Here is a 17,062-nt window from a genome sequence, read left to right as displayed (position 1 = left end):
GCCGCACGCTGACGCTGGTGGTTGCGAACCGCGCCGACCGGCCGATCCAGGTCGGGTCGCACTACCACTTCGCCGAAACTAACGGCGCCCTCGCCTTCGACCGCCAAGCCGCCCACGGCATGCGCCTGAACATCGCCAGCGGCACGGCTGTGCGTTTTGAGCCCGGCCAGCAGCGCACGGTGGACCTGGTGGACTACGCCGGTGCGCGTGCGGTCTGGGGCTTTCGCGGCCTGGTGCAAGGAGCGCTGTGATGGCCACGATTGGCAAGCGCGCTTACGCCGAAATGTATGGGCCCACCGTGGGCGACAGGCTGCGCCTGGCCGACACCGCACTGGTGGTGCAAGTGGAAGACGACTTCACCTTGCGCGCCGGCGGCTACGGCGAAGAAGTGAAGTTCGGCGGCGGCAAGACCATCCGCGACGGCATGGGCCAGAGCCAGGCGCCCAACGGCCCGGGTGTGCATGAAGCCGCCGACCTGGTGGTCACCAACGCGCTGATCATCGACCACTGGGGCATCGTCAAGGCCGACATCGGCATCAAGCGCCAGCGCATCGTGGCCATCGGCAAGGCCGGCAACCCCGATGTGCAGCCGGGTGTGGACATCGTCATCGGCCCGGGCACTGAAATCCTGTCGGCCGAGGGGCTGATCGTGACCGCCGGTGGCATTGACAGCCACATCCATTTCATCTGCCCGCAGCAGATTGACGAAGCGCTGTACTCGGGCGTGACCACCATGCTGGGCGGTGGCACCGGGCCGGCGACCGGCACGCTGGCCACCACGTCCACCCCGGGGCCCGACAACCTGAAGCTGATGCTGCTGGCGGCCGAGGCCTTCGCGATGAACCTGGGCTTCCTCGGCAAGGGCAATGCGAGCCGACCCGAGGCGCTGCGCCAGCAGGTCGAGGCCGGCGCGATCGGCCTGAAGCTGCACGAGGACTGGGGCACGACGCCAGCCGCGATCGACTGTTGCCTGAGCGTGGCCGAGGAAACCGACGTGCAGGTGGCGATCCACACCGACACGCTCAACGAGTCCGGCTTCGTCGAGGACACGGTCGCCGCGTTCAAGGGCCGCACCATCCACAGCTTCCACACCGAAGGCGCGGGCGGCGGCCATGCGCCCGACATCATGAAGGTGGTCGGCGAGGCGAACGTGCTGCCCTCGTCCACCAACCCGACGCGGCCCTACACGATCAACACGCTGGACGAGCACCTCGACATGCTGATGGTGTGTCACCACCTGGATGCGTCGCTGGCCGAGGATCTGGCGTTTGCCGAATCGCGCATCCGCCGCGAGACGATCGCCGCCGAGGACATCCTGCACGACCTCGGTGCGATCAGCATGTTCTCGTCGGACTCGCAGGCGATGGGCCGTGTCGGCGAGGTGCTGATCCGCTGCTGGCAGACGGCGCACAAGATGAAGACGCAGCGCGGCAAGCTGCCCGGCGACACCGACCGCCACGACAACGCCCGCATCAAGCGTTACCTCGCCAAGCTCACCATCAACCCCGCGATCACCCACGGCATCAGCCACGAAGTCGGCTCGGTCGAGGTCGGCAAGTGGGCGGATCTGGTGTTCTGGCGGCCGGCGTTCTTCGGGGTGAAGCCGAGCCTCGTGCTCAAGGGCGGCTTCATCGCGATGGCGGCGATGGGCGACCCGAGCGCGTCGATCCCGACGCCGCAGCCGGTGCATTACCGGCCGATGTTTGGCTCCTACGGCGGGGCGCTGACACGCACGTCACTGAGCTTCGTCAGCCAGTCGGCGCTCGCGGGCGGAGTGGGCACGGCGTATGGGCTGCGCAAGACGCTGGCGGCGGTGAAGGGCTGCCGCACGGTGCGCAAGACCGACATGGTGCACAACGCCTATCTGCCAGTGATGGAGATCGACGCGCAGACCTACCAGGTGCGGGCGGACGGGCAGTTGCTGACGTGCGAGCCGGCGACGAGTCTGCCGATGGGGCAGCGGTACTTCCTGTTCTGACCTTGGCTCGGCTGCCTCCGGTTCGTCGCCATAAGCTCATATGAGCTATCATGATTGCTCATATGATGATTTTCACCCATGCCCGCCGACACCCGCCTTGACACCCTGCCCACCGCCTGGAACTTCACCAGCACCTTCGACCTCGACCCGATCGAGCGTGTGCGGCTCATCAAGCAGGGCGCCCCGGCCACCGTCCCCGGCGTGATGGCCCGGCGCATGGGGGTGAGCAAGGAACGGCTGTACGCCACGCTCGGCCTGCCCCGCGCCACGGTCGAGCGCAAGGCCAGCCATGCACAGGTGCTGTCACCGGATGAAAGCGCCCGCGTGCTCGGCATCAGCCGGCTGATCGGGCAGGTGCAGCGCATGGTCGAGGCGTCGGGGCGGGCCGGGGAGTTCGACGCGGCTAGTTGGGTGGCGCGTTGGCTGGAGCGGCCCCTGCCGGCGCTCGACGGGCTGGCACCGGCCACGCTCATGGACACCAGCGAGGGCCAGCAACTCGTCGCCAACCTGCTCAGCCGCGCCCAGACCGGCGCCTATGCATGAGCACGGGCGATGCCGCGCCGGGACGGCTGTGGCGCATCGCAGCCGACACGCCGGATTGGGCGGCAGACGACCTCAGCGGCAAGGGCGCCGAGATCAGTGGCGGTCGCTGGAACCGCCAGGGCCGGCCCGTCGTCTACTGCGCCAGCACGATCGCGCTGGCCGCGCTGGAAACCACCGTCCACCTGAACACCGATGACCTGCCGCTGAACCGCTTCGTCGTCTGCATCGAGGTGCCGCCGGACCTGTGGGCGGCGCGGGTCGTGCGGAAGGCGGCGGAATTGCCGGTCGGGTGGACGGCACGGCCTGAAGGCAAGGTGTCGCTCGGCATCGGCGATGCGTGGCTGGCAAGCGGAGCGTCGGTGCTGCTGGCCGTGCCATCGGTGATCGTGCCGGAGGAATACAACCTGCTCATCAATCCGCGCCATCCAGACGCCACCCGCTTGCGCGCCGTCAAGCTGCGGCCATGGTTCTTCGATCCGCGAGGGCACGCTTGATTTCCGGGAAGCGCAGGGCGTTCATGCCGCCAGCACCTTCAGCAGCCACGCATTCAGATCCTCGATTTCCTCCTGACACACCGAGTGCTGCATCGGGTAGTCGTGCCACTCGACGCTGTGGCCCAGCGCCAGCAGCGCGTCCCGCGACGCCGTGCCACGTGCCAGCGGCACGACCGGATCGAAGCGGCCATGCGCCATGAACACAGGCACGCTCTGGCTGGTGGCGCTGCGCTCGCTGGCCGTGGTCGCCGCCAGCGGCAGGTAGCCCGACAGGCAGACCAGCCCCGCCAGCCGCTGCGGCGCCCGCAGACCGGCCAGCAGCGTCATCGCGCAGCCTTGCGAGAAGCCCATCAGCACAGTGCGCTCGGGTAGGATGCCACGGTCGGCCTCGCGGTCGAGCAGCACCTGCACCTCGGTGACCGAGGCGCGCAGGCCGGTTTCATCCTCGCGGCGCACGAGGTCCGCGCCGAAGATGTCGTACCACGCCCGCATCTGCATGCCACCGTTGACCGTGACCGGCCGGATCGGCGCGTGCGGGAACACGAAGCGCACCGGGCCGATCGCCGACAGGTCGAGTTCCTGGGCGATCGGGACGAAGTCATTGCCGTCGGCGCCGAGGCCGTGCAGGACGATGACGCTGGCGACGGGGTGGTCGCCGGACTGGAGTTCAAGGGTGTCGAGTGCCATGGCCAGCAGCATAGCGCCGCCACGGCACCGACCGGCCAACTGGCGGAGGGCTACGCGGCCGTCAGCAGTTGCAGGCTCGCCAGCAAGTCGGCGAAACGCTCGCCCTGCACGACGACATGGCGCCGCGTCGCCTCCATGGCCAGCGCCGCGTCGCCTTGCCGCAGGGCAGCGAGGATCTCGGCGTGCTCGGTCAGCGAGTGCTGCATCCGGTGGCGCACCCGCAGTTGCAGCCGGCGATACGGGCGCAGCTTGCGCTGCAGCGCCAGCGTCTGCCCGAACAGGAAATCGTTGTGGGACGCGGTGTAGAGCGCGCGGTGGAACTCCTCGTTGGCGTAAAAGTACGCGTCCGGGTCGTGCTGCGCGGCGGCGGCCTCGCAGCACGCCAGCGCCGCGTCCAGTGCCGCCAGATCCGCGTCATTCAGACGCCGCGCCGCCAGCCGCGCGCACATCGCTTCCAGCTCGGCCATCACCTCGAACATCTCGACCAGCCGCTGCGGCGTGGCCTGCGCCACCACCGCGCCACGCCGCGGCCGCAACTCCACCAGCCCCTCCGCCGCGAGCTGGATCAGCGCCTCCCGCACCGGTGTGCGCGAAACAGCGTAGCGTTCGACCAGCATCGCCTCGTCCAGCGCGCTGCCCGGCGCCAGTTCACCCGTGGCGATCAGTTCTTCGATGGTTTCACACAGGCGCTCGGAGATCTTCATGCCGGAATTGTCTCAGGCTTTTGGCGTACGCCATGCCAAGGGTATCCCTCAGGATTGATTTTGGATTTATTTCAATGTCCAATGTATACATTGATCGTGAACAAGCCTGTTCCGGAGACGCCCATGACCCAGAAGCCATTGAACCTGTCCCGTCGCCACGCCTTGGGCCTGACCAGCCTCGGCCTGCTGGGCACGCTAGCCATCGGCCTGCCCGCCGCAGCGCAGACCGCCTGGCCGACCAAGCCGATGACGCTGGTCGTGCCCTTCCCCGCAGGAGGCGGCACGGACGCTTTCGCCCGCCCACTCTCGGCGGTCCTCTCGAAGCAGCTCGGCCAGCAGCTCATCATCGACAACAAGGGCGGTGCGGGCGGCAACCTGGGCGCCACCGTCGCGTCCAAGGCCGCACCGGACGGCTACACCTGGTTCATGGGCGCCGTCCACCACGCCATCGCGCCGTCGATCTACCCGAAGCTCGACTACAGCCTGACCAACGACTTCATCCCGATCGCGCTGATCTCGAACGTGCCGCAGGTGATCGTCGTCAACCCGCAGAAGGTGGCCGCCAAGGACTTGAAGGAGCTGCTGGCCTACATCCGCTCCAAGCCCGGTCAGCTCACCTATGGTTCGGCCGGCAATGGCTCCTCGCACCACCTGGCGGGCGAGCTGTTCAAGATGCAGACCAAGACCTTCATCACCCACATTCCCTACCGTGGCGCTGGTCCCGCGCTGCAGGATCTGATGGGCGGGCAGATCGACATGATGTTCGACGGCCTGGGGTCATCGGCCACCCACATCAAGAGCGGGCGGCTGCGTGCCATCGCGGTGGCGGGTGACAAGCGGGCACCGGGTTTCCCGGACATCCCGACCGCCGCGGAATCCGGTGTGCCGACCTACAAGGTGGCGACGTGGTACGGACTCTGGGCACCCAAGGGCACGCCGAAAGAGGTCGTCGACAAGATGGCCGCCGAGCTGAAAACCGCGCTGGGCAGCCCCGAGCTGAAGACCGCCTGGAACAGCATCGGCTCTGAAACCCCGACGATGACCGGCAAGGAGTTCGGTGACTTCGTGGCGGCCGAGACCAAACGCTGGGCCGATGTCGTCAAGGCCGGCAACATCAAGCTGGAGTGACCCCGGCGATGGACCGCACCTGGAACCACCGCGCGCTGAATCGGCAGGCCCGGCTCACCCGTGCCGTCGACGCCCTGGGCACGCGCCTGCACGGCAAGCGGGTGGCGACCGGCGCGGTGGTCGATCTGCTGCACGCGGTGCTCGAACCCGGCGACCGCGTCTGCCTCGAAGGCAACAACCAGAAGCAGGCCGACTTCCTCGCCAAGGCACTGGTGCAGGTCGATCCTGCTCGGGTGCATGACCTGCACATGGTGCAGTCGGTGCTCGCGCTGCCGGAGCACCTGGACGTGTTCGACCTCGGCATCGCGTCGCAGCTCGACTTCTCGTTCTCCGGGCCGCAGGGCGGGCGCCTCGCGCAGATGGTGTCGGCCGGACAGATCCGCATCGGCGCGATCCACACCTACCTGGAGCTGTTCGCGCGCTACTTCGTCGATCTGACGCCACGGGTGTCGCTGATCGCCGCCCACAGCAGCGACGCCGACGGCAACCTCTACACCGGCCCGAACACCGAGGACACCCCCGCCATCGTCGAGGCGACCGCCTTCCACGGCGGCCTCGTCATCGCCCAGATCAACGAGATCGTCGATCGCGTGCCCCGCGTGGACGTGCCCGCCGGCTGGGTGGACTTCGTCGTCCAAGCGCCCACCCCCAACGTCATCGAGCCGCTGTTCACCCGCGATCCGGCGCAGATCAGCGAGATCCAGGTGCTGATGGCGATGATGGCCATCAAGGGAATCTACGCCGAGTACGGCGTGCAGCGGCTGAACCACGGCATCGGCTTCGACACGGCGGCGATCGAGCTGCTGCTGCCGACCTATGGCGAATCGCTCGGGCTGAAAGGGAAAATCTGCCAGCACTGGGCGCTGAACCCGCACCCGGCGCTGATCCCGGCGATCGAGGCGGGCTGGGTGCAGTCGATCCACTCCTTCGGCTCGGAGCTGGGCATGGAGGACTACATCCGCGCCCGCTCCGACGTGTTCTTCACCGGCCCGGACGGCTCGCTGCGCAGCAACCGGGCGTTTTCGCAGGCAGCGGGCCACTACGCCTGCGACCTGTTCATCGGCTCGACGCTGCAGATGGACCTCGCCGGCAACAGCTCCACCGCCACGCTCGGTCGCATCACCGGCTTCGGTGGCGCCCCGAACATGGGTGCGGACGCCCGCGGTCGGCGCCATGCCAGCCCCGCGTGGCTGAAAGCCGGCGCCCAGGCCCGCGAAGGATTGACGGGCGCTCGCGGCACGCCGCGTGGCCAGAAGCTGGTCGTGCAGATGGTCGAGACCTTCCGCGAGCACATGCAGCCCGCCTTCGTCGAGCGGCTGGACGCCTGGACGCTGGCCGAGCAGGCGGGCATGGCGCTGCCGCCGATCATGGTCTACGGCGACGACGTGACGCATGTGCTGACCGAGGAAGGCATCGCCAACCTGCTGCTGTGCCGCACCGACGAGGAGCGCGAGCAGGCGATCCGCGGTGTGGCGGGTTACACGCCGGTCGGGCTGGCGCGGGATCGGCGCATGGTCGAGAACCTGCGCGACCGCGGCGTGGTCCAGCGCCCGGCCGACCTGGGCATCGACCAGCGCGACGCGACGCGCAACCTGCTGGCGGCGCGTTCGATGCGCGACCTGGTGCGGGCGTCGGGCGGGCTGTACCAGCCACCAGCACGCTTCCGGAACTGGTGAACTGGGACAGTGCCCTGACGGTGACGACATGACAATTTCCACCAGCATCGAAGCGATGCATTTCGAGTTCGACGGCCACCGCCGCCCCACCGCGTTCACGCCCGTATTGGTCGGCGTGGTCGGCTCGGGCAACCTGGAGGTGATGGTCGAGTCCGCGGCGCACGACCGCTGCACCCTCGCCATCGAAACCTCGGCCCGCGGCTTCGAGCCAATCTGGGCCGCCGTGGTGCGCGATTTCCACGAACGCCACCACCTGGCCGGTGTCGCGGTGTCCGTCAACGACATGGGCGCGACGCCTGCCGTGGTGAGCCTGCGGCTGGACCAAGCGGTCGCCGGGCTGAAGGTGACAGGGTGACGGCATGAACATCAGCTACGCCGAATGCACCGCCCGCGAGCGCCTGGCGCGGCTGGTCGATGCGGACAGTTTCCACGAATGGCTGCCGCCGTCCGAGCGGCTCACCAGCCCGCACCTCGCGCAGCTCGGCGTGCCGTCGTCCTTCGATGACGGCGTGGTGATCGGCCGGGCGCGGCTGGACGGGCATCCCGTGTTCATCGCCGCGCAGGAAGGCGGCTTCATGGGCGGCGGCGTCGGCGAGGTGCATGGTGCCAAGCTGGTCGGCTGGCTGCGGCGGGCGCTGCGCGAGCGGCCGGCGGGGGTCGTGCTGCTGGCGGAGTCGGGCGGCGTGCGGCTGCACGAGGCGAATGCGGGGCTGATCGCGGTGTCGGAGGTGATGCGGGCGGTGTTGGACGTGCGGGCGGCGAGCATCCCGGTGATCGTGCTGATCGGCGGGGCCAATGGCTGCTTCGGTGGCATGGGGCTGGTGGCGCGCTGCGCGGATCACCTCGTCATCAGCGAGACGGGGCGGCTGGCGATGTCCGGGCCGGAGGTGATCGAGGCGTCGCATGGGGTCGATGAGTTCGATTCCCGTGACCGCGCCCTGGTCTGGCGCACGACCGGCGGGCGCCACCGCGTCGAGAGCGGCGACTGCGACCGGCTGGTGGACGACGATGTCGCGGCCTTCCGTGCGGCGGCGATCAATGCGCTGACCGCCTCGCAGCCGCTGACGCTGGCCTCGCTCGAAGCCGAGCACGCGCTGCTCGCCGCCCGGCTGGCGACGACGCCGCTCCACCCCTGAACACCGAAAGCCTCCCGATGGACTGGCCCACCCTCGCCCACCGCCTGTTCGGCGACGCCCACCACCTCGTCGCCGACGGCGATTTCCTGCACGGCACCGCCGAGTTCGACGGCCAGACCATCACCGTGCTCGGCACGACGAACCACGCGCCGATCGGCGTGGCGCTCGCGCTGGCGCAGGCCCGCGGGGTGCTCGACACGCTGCGCGACCACCCGGGGCGGCCGATCCTGCTGCTGGTCGACACGCAGGGCCAGCAACTGCGGCGTCGCGACGAGTGGATGGGCATCAACCGGGCGATGGCGCACCTGGGCTGCTGCATCGACCTGGCGCGCAGACAAGGCCACCGCGTGCTCGGCCTCGTCTACGACCAGGCGCTGTCGGGCGGTTTCCTGACCTCGGGGCTGATCGCGGACGGCTGCTTCGCGCTGCCGGAGGCGGAGATCCGCGTGATGCGCCTGCCGGCGATGGCGCGGGTGACGAAGCTGCCGGAGGCGATGCTGGCCGCGCTGTCGGCGAGCAACCCGGTGTTCGCGCCGGGGGTGGAGAACTACGTGGCGATGGGCGGCGTGCGGGCGCTGTGGCGGGACGATCTGGCGGCGTGCCTGCGTACGGCGCTGGCGGACACGCCGGTCACGGACACGCGGGCGGCGGATGGTGCAGCGCGCGGCGGGCGGCGACTCGCGGCGTCGGTGATCGAGCGTGTGCTGAACGCGGCGTAATGGCGTCGGATCTGCCACGCCTTCAGCGCCATCAGCTCGTGCGCCTGACACCCGCGGGCTGGACCGGTGTGCAGATCGGCGACCGGGAGCCGCTGGCACGGGCGGCCCTCGCGCACTGGGCTGCACACGATCTGCCGCTGGTCGTGACCCGACAGCGGGCGGACGACGCCAACGGAATCGCGCTCGGTCTCCCGGCGCCGACGCGCTGGGGCCGGCTGCGGCTGGCGCTGTCGGTCCCGAGCGAGGGGCTGCGCGATCCGCAGGCGTTCCCCGAACCGGCGGCGATCACGCCGCTGCTGACGCCACCAGCGCGCAACGACTGGACGACGCTGACCGCCCGGCTGGCCGCTCTGGGCGTGCGTCCGCAGGTCTACGGCGGCCACGGCTGGCAGGCGCTCACTGGACTCACCTACCTGCGCGACGGCTCGGACCTCGACCTGTGGCTGCCAGTGCGGGACGCAGCGCAGGCGGATGCCGCCGCGGCGCTGCTCGATGACACCGATTGGCGCGGCCCACGGCTGGACGGCGAGATCGGCCTGCCGGACGGCACGGCCGTGGCGTGGCGTGAATGGCTGCAGTGGCGCGCGGGCCGGGCCGACGCGGTCCTGGTCAAGCATAGAACCGGCGTCCGTCTGGAACGGGACTCGCAATGGCTGACCCGCAACTGAATCAGGCCGTTGCCGCACACGACGCAGCACGGCTGCAAGCCATCGGCCGCGCCGCCACCGTCGCGCTCTACGACGAACTCGCGCTCTACCCCAAGCCGGGGCTGGTCTCGTTCATCGACACCGGCAGCCACGCCGACATGGACGCCGGCACCTTCCTGCGCAGCCTGTTCGCGCTGCGCCACTACTTCGTGCGCGTGACCGAGGCGGGGGCGCTGCGCCGGCCCTTTGCGGCGCTGGAACAGCTCGGGCTCGCCGCCGAAGCCCGGATGCTGCAGGCCACGGGCGGCGTCAACACGCACCGCGGGGCCATCTTCAACCTCGGGATGCTGTGCGCCGCAGCGGGCCGGCTGCACGCCGAGGGCACCACGCCGACCCCCGCCCGCCTGCGCGCCGCACTGCGCGACGGCTGGGGCGAGGCGCTGCGCCGCCGCTGCGACCACAGCGGCACCTCGAACGGGCAGCGCGCCGCACGGCAACTCGGCCTGCGCAGCGCGGGCGACGAAGCGGCACGCGGGATGCCCGTGCTGTTCGAGGTCGCGGTGCCGGCGCTGCACGCTGCGCGGGCGGCAGGACTGGCACCCCGTGACGCCCGGCTGCAGACCTTTTTCCACACCATGGCCGTGCTCGACGACACCAACCTCGCCCACCGTGGCGGCCTCGCCGGCCTGCGCGACGCCCAGCGCATGGCGCGGGATTACCTCGCCGACGGCGGCGTGTGCCAACCCGGCGCGATCGAACGGGCCGCGGCCATCCACCGCCATTTCGTCGCTCGGCGCCTGTCACCCGGCGGTTCGGCGGATCTGCTGGCGGCGGCGGGCTGGGTGCTGCGAGTCAGCGTGGGTGTGGGTGTGCGCGAGGCGCCATGAGCCTGGGCCTGCTCATCCCCGGCCAGGGCACGCAGCATCCGGCGATGTTGCCGTGGCTGCTGCAGGACGCGGCACCTGACCCGACGCTCGGCCGGCTCACCACCACGCTGGGCGCGGACTGGCGCACGCGACTGGACGATCCCGCCTGGGCCACGCGCAACGAGGTGGCGCAGCCGCTGATCACCGGCCTCGCGCTGGCGCTGTGGGCCAGGCTGGGCGCACACCTGCCCGCGCCCGTCGCCGTGGCGGGCTACAGCGTCGGCGAAGTCGCAGCGTTCAGCATCGCGGGTGTGTTCGACACCGACACGGCGATGGACCTCGCCGTGGCACGTGCCCAGGCCATGAACGACGCCGCAGCGCGCCACCCGGCCGGTGGTCTGCTCGCCGTGCGCGGACTGGTGGCCAACGCGCTGGCGCCGGTGCTGCAGCGCCACGGCCTCGCCGTCGCGATCCGGCTCGGGCCGCAGCACTGCATCGTCGGTGGCGCAGCGACAGCACTCGACGCCGCCGAGCGCGAATGGGCCGCGGGGGGCGTGTCCTGCACACGGCTGGCCGTGCGGATCGCCTCGCACACGCCCATGCTGGCCGAGGCCGTGCCGGTCCTCGCTGCCTTGACCGCCGTCCGGCCCTTCGCCGTGCCCCGCACCGCGCTGGTCTGCAACGCCACGGGCGAAGTCGTGCGCCGGCCGGATGCGCTGCGTGACGCCTTCGCCCGGCAGGTGGCGCAGACAGTGCCGTGGGACCGCTGCACCGAGGCGCTGGCCGAGCGGGGCGTGCAATGCGTGCTGGAGCTGGGGCCGGGGACCACGCTGTCGAAGCTGTGGCGCGAACGTTTCCCCGCCATCGCCGCACGCTCGGCCGACGAGTTCACCAGCCCGGAGGCCGTGATCGCCTGGGTGCGGAAGCAGATCGCCCGCGCCGCCGCACAATAGGCGCCATGCTCACCGTCAACAAACTCCTCCCAGGCGGCCAGGGTCTGGCCCAGGTCCTCCTCAAGCGCGCCCCATCCGTCGAACTCGACTGGGACGTGCGCCAGAAAAGCCGCTTCGACGCCACCGACAGCAGCGGGCGCCACCTCGGCGTCTTCCTGCCGCGCGGCACGCTGGTGCGTGGCGGCGACGTGCTGGTGGCCGAAGACGGCTCGATGGTGCGCGTCCTCGCAGCGCCGCAGCCAGTGCTCGTCGTGCGTCCGTGCAGCGAACACGGCGCGCCGTTCGACCTCGTGCGCGCCGCCTACCACCTGGGCAACCGGCATGTGCAGCTCGAACTGCAGCCCGACCACCTGAAGTTCGAACCCGACCACGTGCTGGCCGACATGCTGCGCCAGATGCACCTGACCGTCACCGAGGAACAGTCTGCCTTCGAACCTGAAGGTGGCGCCTATGCGGCGGGCGGACACAGCCACGGGCATGGCGAGCACGACCATGGCCACGCACATGACCACGGCCACGCCGCCGCTCCGGTCGCTGCCCCCGTGCGCGGCAAGCCGCTGAACATCACCGTGCGTGCCGCCGAGACGCCGCACGTCCACGGCCCTGGCTGCGGCCACGACCACTGATGCCGAAGGTCCGTGCGAAGCCGCCGACGCTCGCCCCGTCGGCGCTGCTGCAATTGATGTGGCTGGCCTCGCCCGCGCTGCCCGTGGGCGGGTTCAGCTATTCCGAGGGGCTGGAAGCGGCGATCGACGCCGGCCTCGTCCGCGATGAGGCCGAGGTGTCGCGCTGGTTGGTCGATCAGCTCCACCTCGCGCTGGCCCGCGCCGACCTGGCCGTCGTCGCCCGCTGTCACGCCGCCTGGCGCCAGCGGGACAGCGAGCGCATCACCGAACTCAACGACTGGGTGCGCCTGACCCGCGAGAGCAGCGAGTTCCGCCAGCAGACCGAGCAGATGGGGCGCTCGCTCGGTGCATGGCTGACGACGCAGGATGCGGAACTCGCCTTCCCCGACACCCGCATTGCCGAACTCGCCGCGTTGAAGCCTGCACCGACATGGCCGGTGGCGTTTGCGCTGGCCGTCGAGCGCACCGGAGCGCCGCTGCGCGAAGCCCTGCTCGCCCACGCCTTCGGCTGGGCAGAAAACATGGTGCAGGCCGCGATCAAGTCGGTGCCACTCGGCCAGAGCGCCGGCCAGCGCATCCTCGCCGCGCTGGTCGACGCCATCCCCGCGGAGGTGGAACACGCGCTGGCCCTGCCCGACAGCGCCCGGCAGGCGCACACGCCGATGCTCGCCATCCTCTCCGCCCGGCACGAGGCCCAATACTCGCGGCTCTTCCGTTCATGAACGGTTTCTCGGCCCTGCTCGGCCACCGTGCCTACGTCTTCTTCTGGCTCACCCGGTTGAGCGCACAACTCGCGGCGCAGATGCTGATGGTGGCGCTGGGCTGGCAGATGTACGACCTGACCGGCAGCGCCTGGGATCTCGGGCTGGTAGGGCTGGCGCAGTTCCTGCCCGCGCTGCTGCTGACGCTGCCCGCCGGCCATGTCGCCGACCGCCACCACCGTGGCCGGATCATGCTGGCCGCGACGCTGCTGCAGGCGGCCATGGCCGTGGTGCTGACGGTGGCGAGCCACGAGGGCGGAATGACGCGCTCGTTGATCCTGGGTGTGTCGATCGTGTTCGGCGTGGCCAAGGCGTTCCAGATGCCCGCCAGCCAGGCGCTGCCGGCGCTGCTGGTGCCGCCGACGCTGCTGGCGCAGGCGGTGGCGCTTGGCTCCAGCGGCATGCAGGTGGCCATCATCGGCGGGCCGGCGTTGGGCGGTTTTCTGTATGTCGCCGGCGCGGACGTGGTCTACGCGGTCGGCACAGGTTTCCTGTTGCTCGCCTGCGGGCTGACCAACGGCATCCGCTATGACGCACCGGCAGCACCGCACGAGCCAGCAAGCTGGGGCAGCGTGCTGGCCGGGGTGCACTTCCTGCGTGGCCAGCCGGTGATGCTGGGTGCGATGTCGCTGGACCTGTTCGCCGTGCTGCTCGGTGGCGCCAACGCGCTGCTGCCGATGTACGCGAAGGACATCCTGCACACCGGACCATGGGGCTTGGGCCTGTTGCGGGCAGCGCCCGCAGCCGGGGCGCTGCTCGTGTCGATCTGGCTGGCACGGCGGCCACTGGAGCGCCGCGTCGGGCGCACGCTGATCGGTGCGGTAGCGGCGTTCGGCCTGTGCCTGCTGGTGTTCGCGCTGTCCACCTCGTTCTGGCTGTCGCTGCTGGCGCTGCTGGCTTCGGGGGGTGCGGACATGGTCAGCGTGGTGATCCGCCAGACGCTGGTGCAGCTCGGCACACCTGACGCCATGCGCGGCCGGGTCAGCGCCGTGAACTCGATCTTCATCGGGGCCAGCAACCAGCTCGGCGAGTTCGAGTCAGGCGCCACCGCCGCGCTGCTTGGGCCGGTGGGCTCGGTGCTGCTGGGCGGCGTGGGCGTGCTGGTGGTGGCGGGGCTGTGGATCCGGTGGTTCCCGGACCTGTGGCGACGCGACCGGCTGCACACCGGCCCGCCGCCTTGACCCATCAGGACGCCGCTTTGGCCTTCGAGATGTCGGCCGGATCGGCCTGGTAGTCCTCGGTGTCGGCCGGGCAGACCAGCTCGGTCGGCCGGGCCCACGGCTTGTCGACGTAGGTCTGCCAGTCCTTGTGGTTGGCCGGATAGGTTTCGGCGCCCGTCACGTCACCGCAGGTTTGCGCCGACACCGACTGCCCCGGCCCGATCACCACCACCGCGCCAGCCTTGAGCATGCACTTCGCGACCCAGGTCAGGTCGTTCCAGCCGTTGCAGATCTCGTAGGCCGTGCGGTACTGCGCCTGCGTGCCCTTCGGTGCGTCGTAGGCCCACCAGCCACCGATGCGGTTGGTGAGGCCGCTGGCGTTCTTCCTGGTCGGGCCGCTCCACATGCGCCAGACGCTCACGTCCTGCTTCAGCCGGATGACCGTGCCTTCGACCACACCGCCCTCACCGGCCGGCTTCACGGCAAAGGTGATGACCGCCCGGGCGTAGTCGGCATCGGTGGTGGAGAGCACCTCGGCCTTGCCGGCGAGCTGGGTCGGCAAGCGCTCGTCGTCGGAGCCGGTGTCGAGGCTGACACAGCCGCCCAGCAGGATCAGCAGAGGCAGCAAGGCCCGGGATGCGGCGTGGGGTGCGGTCATGGCGGGAACTCCAGGCAGAAACGAGATGCGATCAGTGCCCCAGCCGCAAGGCCGGTGCGGACTCCATGGGAAAACTGCCTTCGCCCCGAGGCGTGCGGACCCGGTAGTGCGCGTCCGCTTCCCGCCAGGCGGCACAGTCACCCAGCGACACGCGCGCCGCCTGCGCGACGACCAGCCCCTGCGCGCTGTCAATCCGCACGCCCTGCGGCGACCAGATCGACAGCACCTGCGCCACGCCTTGCCGGCTCTCGTGCACCAGTGTCAGGTCCAGGCGGTCGGCCTCGACCAGCACCGACACCACGACATAACTCTGGTCGTTGGGTCGGACCACGGAAAATCCCCAGAATCGAACCACGCCGAATGGCTGGTCCATCCAGCAGCTGCGCAATTGCAGCGCACAGTGCTCGGGGGTTTCTGGGGTTTCTGGAACCGGGGAATCGTCGGCAAACATGGTTTAGAAGCGCATCACCCAATCCCTGTGACGGCACAGGGATTCAGTACATGGGCAGTTTTCCCTTGGTCAATGTGAATTAATTCACAAGAGAGATTAGATTACTTTTTCCAATTTCGGATCCAGCTGCTCCGGAAACAAATTGAAAATATTTGTATGCAAATCCATCCAGAAATCAATGCGACACGGTTCAGCTCGGCTGGAGGCTGCGCAGGAAATCCAGCCCGCGGCGCAGCAGCGGCCCACCCAGCCGCCCGATCACGCCCGACACCGGCGAGCCGACCGTGAAGCGGGTGTGGAGCAGCGGCGTGCGGTGGGTCAGCTTCAGCGCCACATGGCCGAAGGGATAGACCGACGGCACCTCCGCGTTGCAGCGCGGACGGTGCTGCATCACCAGCGCCTGCTCGCAGGCAACCAGGTCGGGCAGCGCCACCGAGCCGAAGCTGAAGGACAGGCTGTCGGTCGGTCCCAGGCAGGCGCGCCACCGGTCGGTCTGTGGATGATCGACGAGGCACTCGTTGACGTTGGGCGCAGCGCCGACATAGAGCAGCTCGCGCATGGTGGTCGTCTTCGACTGGTCGTCAAAGAAGGCACGGTAGATGCAGAAGACGCCTGAACGCCTCGGCATCAGCCCGCGGTTGTATTCGTTCCAGTAGCCGGAAAACTTGATCGAAAGGAATTGGACTGCCATGGTGACTGCCGACGGGAGATGGAGCTGGGTGCAAGCAAAGGCACCAGAAATGCGAAATTCTTATGTGAAACCGGCTGATCCACATCCTGTGGACCCCGGTATCGGGGGGACAGTAGCGCATTCTCCGAATGTATTGCTGCAGAGATCCTGATGCATCGTCGCAATGGTGCAACGCGTCATGCGGCCACCGGACTGGGCACAATCGGGTGATCCGTTTTGCCAACCTCCAGGATCAAGCCCATGCGCCGTGTTGTCTTCAATCAAAAGGGTGGGGTCGGGAAATCCACCATCACCTGCAACCTGGCCGCCGTCAGCGCGCAACAGGGGCTGCGCACGCTGGTGCTCGACCTGGACGCCCAGGGCAACAGCACCCGCTACCTGCTCGGCGACCAGGCCGACGCGCTCAGCGTGAACCTGGCCGGCTTCTTCGACCAGACGCTCAAGTTCAACCTGCACCCGCGCAGCACGGCCGAGTTCATTGTCCCCACGCCATTCGACAACCTGCATCTGATGCCGTCCAGCCCGGCGCTGGAGGAGCTGCACGGCAAGCTGGAGTCGCGCTACAAGATCTACAAGCTGCGCGACGCGCTCGACGAGATCGCCGACCGTTACGACCGCATCTACATCGACACGCCACCGGCGCTGAACTTCTACACCCGCTCGGCGCTGATCGCGGCCGAGCGTTGTCTCGTGCCCTTCGACTGCGACGACTTCTCGCGCCGCGCGCTGTATGCGCTGCTGGAAAACGTGCAGGAGATCCAGGCCGACCACAACCGCAGGCTGCAGGTCGAAGGGATCATCGTCAACCAGTTCCAGGCCCGCGCCAGCCTGCCGCGCAAGGTCGTGGCGGAGCTGATCGCGGAAGGCTTGCCGGTGCTGCAGCCCTATCTGTCCTCAACGGTCAAGGTCAAGGAATCCCATGAGCAGGCTTTGCCGATGGTGCACCTCGACCCGAAACACCGCCTGACGCTGGAGTTCATCGCGCTGCACGACGCACTGCGAACGCACTGATCCGGAGCGAGCAAGCCGATACAGGCGAGATTTCACGGCACCCGACGATCCGGGGGTTGCCGCCCCCTGATCGAGGGAGCAAAACAGACTGGTTCGGCAGTTGCTTGGCAATCGGCATCGATAGAGTGCAGCAAACACCCCATCGGACAGGGATATTCATTTCCCGATGGCCG

General features: G+C 69.2%; 21 protein-coding genes. 16 read left to right on the top strand and 5 right to left on the bottom strand.

The window, feature by feature from the left end; translation table 11 throughout:
• The 4 genes from RMP06_RS10015 to RMP06_RS10000 all read left to right on the top strand — a co-directional run.
• Positions 1-251, top strand: a 251-nt coding sequence (locus RMP06_RS10015) for an urease subunit beta (RefSeq protein ID WP_310461631.1), incomplete at its 5' end; no start/stop codon positions are given.
• Positions 251-1,978 (top strand): urease subunit alpha, encoded by a 1,728-nt coding sequence (gene ureC / locus RMP06_RS10010; RefSeq protein ID WP_310461630.1) that lies wholly within the window; start codon positions 251-253, stop codon positions 1,976-1,978. The genes RMP06_RS10015 and ureC, both read left to right, overlap by 1 nt.
• Before the next feature lie 78 nt (positions 1,979-2,056).
• Entirely contained in the window at positions 2,057-2,521 is a 465-nt protein-coding gene (locus RMP06_RS10005) for an antitoxin Xre-like helix-turn-helix domain-containing protein (protein WP_310461629.1), read from the top strand.
• Entirely contained in the window at positions 2,518-3,015 is a 498-nt protein-coding gene (locus RMP06_RS10000; RefSeq protein WP_310461628.1) for an RES family NAD+ phosphorylase, read from the top strand. Before RMP06_RS10005 ends, RMP06_RS10000 begins: the two co-directional genes overlap by 4 nt.
• Before the next feature lie 21 nt (positions 3,016-3,036).
• Here the strand turns inward: RMP06_RS10000 and RMP06_RS09995 are convergent, their stop codons facing one another.
• Together RMP06_RS09995 and RMP06_RS09990 are read right to left on the bottom strand one after the other, a co-directional pair.
• Positions 3,037-3,702 (bottom strand): alpha/beta hydrolase, encoded by a 666-nt coding sequence (locus RMP06_RS09995; protein ID WP_310461627.1) that lies wholly within the window; start codon positions 3,700-3,702, stop codon positions 3,037-3,039.
• 50 nt (positions 3,703-3,752) lie between these two features.
• Positions 3,753-4,406, bottom strand: a complete 654-nt coding sequence (locus RMP06_RS09990; RefSeq protein ID WP_310461626.1) for a GntR family transcriptional regulator — start codon at positions 4,404-4,406, stop codon at positions 3,753-3,755.
• 123 nt (positions 4,407-4,529) lie between these two features.
• On the opposite strand from RMP06_RS09990, the gene RMP06_RS09985 reads away from it, so the two are divergent.
• From RMP06_RS09985 to RMP06_RS09935, 11 genes are read left to right on the top strand one after another with little or no spacing between them, the layout of a single operon-like run.
• Positions 4,530-5,534 (top strand): Bug family tripartite tricarboxylate transporter substrate binding protein, encoded by a 1,005-nt coding sequence (locus RMP06_RS09985; RefSeq protein WP_310461625.1) that lies wholly within the window; start codon positions 4,530-4,532, stop codon positions 5,532-5,534.
• A gap of 8 nt (positions 5,535-5,542) precedes the next feature.
• A complete protein-coding gene (gene mdcA, locus RMP06_RS09980) occupies positions 5,543-7,210 on the top strand; it encodes a malonate decarboxylase subunit alpha (RefSeq protein WP_310461624.1) in 1,668 nt (555 codons plus the stop codon).
• Between the two features lie 28 nt (positions 7,211-7,238).
• The gene (gene mdcC, locus RMP06_RS09975; RefSeq protein WP_310461623.1) at positions 7,239-7,565 is read left to right on the top strand and encodes a malonate decarboxylase acyl carrier protein; all 327 of its coding nucleotides are present in this window, start codon (positions 7,239-7,241) and stop codon (positions 7,563-7,565) included.
• Positions 7,566-7,569: 4 nt separating this feature from the next.
• Complete coding sequence (locus RMP06_RS09970) at positions 7,570-8,346, top strand: biotin-independent malonate decarboxylase subunit beta (protein WP_310461622.1); 777 nt, start codon at positions 7,570-7,572, stop codon at positions 8,344-8,346.
• Between the two features lie 17 nt (positions 8,347-8,363).
• Entirely contained in the window at positions 8,364-9,065 is a 702-nt protein-coding gene (locus RMP06_RS09965; protein WP_310461621.1) for a biotin-independent malonate decarboxylase subunit gamma, read from the top strand.
• Positions 9,065-9,733: a malonate decarboxylase holo-[acyl-carrier-protein] synthase gene (gene mdcG / locus RMP06_RS09960; protein ID WP_310461620.1), complete on the top strand. Its 669-nt coding sequence runs from the start codon at positions 9,065-9,067 to the stop codon at positions 9,731-9,733. The genes RMP06_RS09965 and mdcG overlap by 1 nt, the downstream gene beginning before the upstream one ends.
• Positions 9,715-10,599, top strand: coding sequence for a triphosphoribosyl-dephospho-CoA synthase MdcB (gene mdcB / locus RMP06_RS09955; RefSeq protein ID WP_310461619.1), 885 nt, complete (start codon positions 9,715-9,717; stop codon positions 10,597-10,599). Before mdcG ends, mdcB begins: the two co-directional genes overlap by 19 nt.
• Complete coding sequence (locus tag RMP06_RS09950; RefSeq protein ID WP_310461618.1) at positions 10,596-11,531, top strand: ACP S-malonyltransferase; 936 nt, start codon at positions 10,596-10,598, stop codon at positions 11,529-11,531. The genes mdcB and RMP06_RS09950 overlap by 4 nt, the downstream gene beginning before the upstream one ends.
• A gap of 5 nt (positions 11,532-11,536) precedes the next feature.
• Complete coding sequence (gene ureE, locus RMP06_RS09945; protein WP_310461617.1) at positions 11,537-12,157, top strand: urease accessory protein UreE; 621 nt, start codon at positions 11,537-11,539, stop codon at positions 12,155-12,157.
• The gene (locus tag RMP06_RS09940; RefSeq protein WP_310461616.1) at positions 12,157-12,879 is read left to right on the top strand and encodes an urease accessory protein UreF; all 723 of its coding nucleotides are present in this window, start codon (positions 12,157-12,159) and stop codon (positions 12,877-12,879) included. Before ureE ends, RMP06_RS09940 begins: the two co-directional genes overlap by 1 nt.
• Complete coding sequence (locus tag RMP06_RS09935; protein WP_310461615.1) at positions 12,876-14,099, top strand: MFS transporter; 1,224 nt, start codon at positions 12,876-12,878, stop codon at positions 14,097-14,099. The genes RMP06_RS09940 and RMP06_RS09935 overlap by 4 nt, the downstream gene beginning before the upstream one ends.
• 4 nt (positions 14,100-14,103) lie before the next feature.
• Here the strand turns inward: RMP06_RS09935 and RMP06_RS09930 are convergent, their stop codons facing one another.
• The 3 genes from RMP06_RS09930 to RMP06_RS09920 form a co-directional block, all read right to left on the bottom strand.
• On the bottom strand, positions 14,104-14,736 hold the full coding sequence (locus RMP06_RS09930; protein WP_310461614.1) for a hypothetical protein: 633 nt from the start codon (positions 14,734-14,736) through the stop codon (positions 14,104-14,106).
• 31 nt (positions 14,737-14,767) lie between these two features.
• Positions 14,768-15,067: a hypothetical protein gene (locus RMP06_RS09925; RefSeq protein ID WP_310461613.1), complete on the bottom strand. Its 300-nt coding sequence runs from the start codon at positions 15,065-15,067 to the stop codon at positions 14,768-14,770.
• 310 nt (positions 15,068-15,377) lie between these two features.
• Positions 15,378-15,878, bottom strand: coding sequence for a hypothetical protein (locus RMP06_RS09920; protein WP_310461612.1), 501 nt, complete (start codon positions 15,876-15,878; stop codon positions 15,378-15,380).
• A gap of 240 nt (positions 15,879-16,118) precedes the next feature.
• Between RMP06_RS09920 and RMP06_RS09915 the strand changes: the two genes are divergently transcribed.
• On the top strand, positions 16,119-16,889 hold the full coding sequence (locus tag RMP06_RS09915) for a ParA family protein (protein WP_310461611.1): 771 nt from the start codon (positions 16,119-16,121) through the stop codon (positions 16,887-16,889).
• Positions 16,890-17,062 lie beyond the last annotated feature (173 nt).

This window comes from Sphaerotilus sp. (assembly GCF_031429695.1).
In the GTDB taxonomy this organism is placed as follows: domain Bacteria; phylum Pseudomonadota; class Gammaproteobacteria; order Burkholderiales; family Burkholderiaceae_C; genus Sphaerotilus.
The sequence above is the reverse complement of the archived record's forward strand: the minus strand, read 5'-3'. Positions and strand labels throughout refer to the sequence as shown.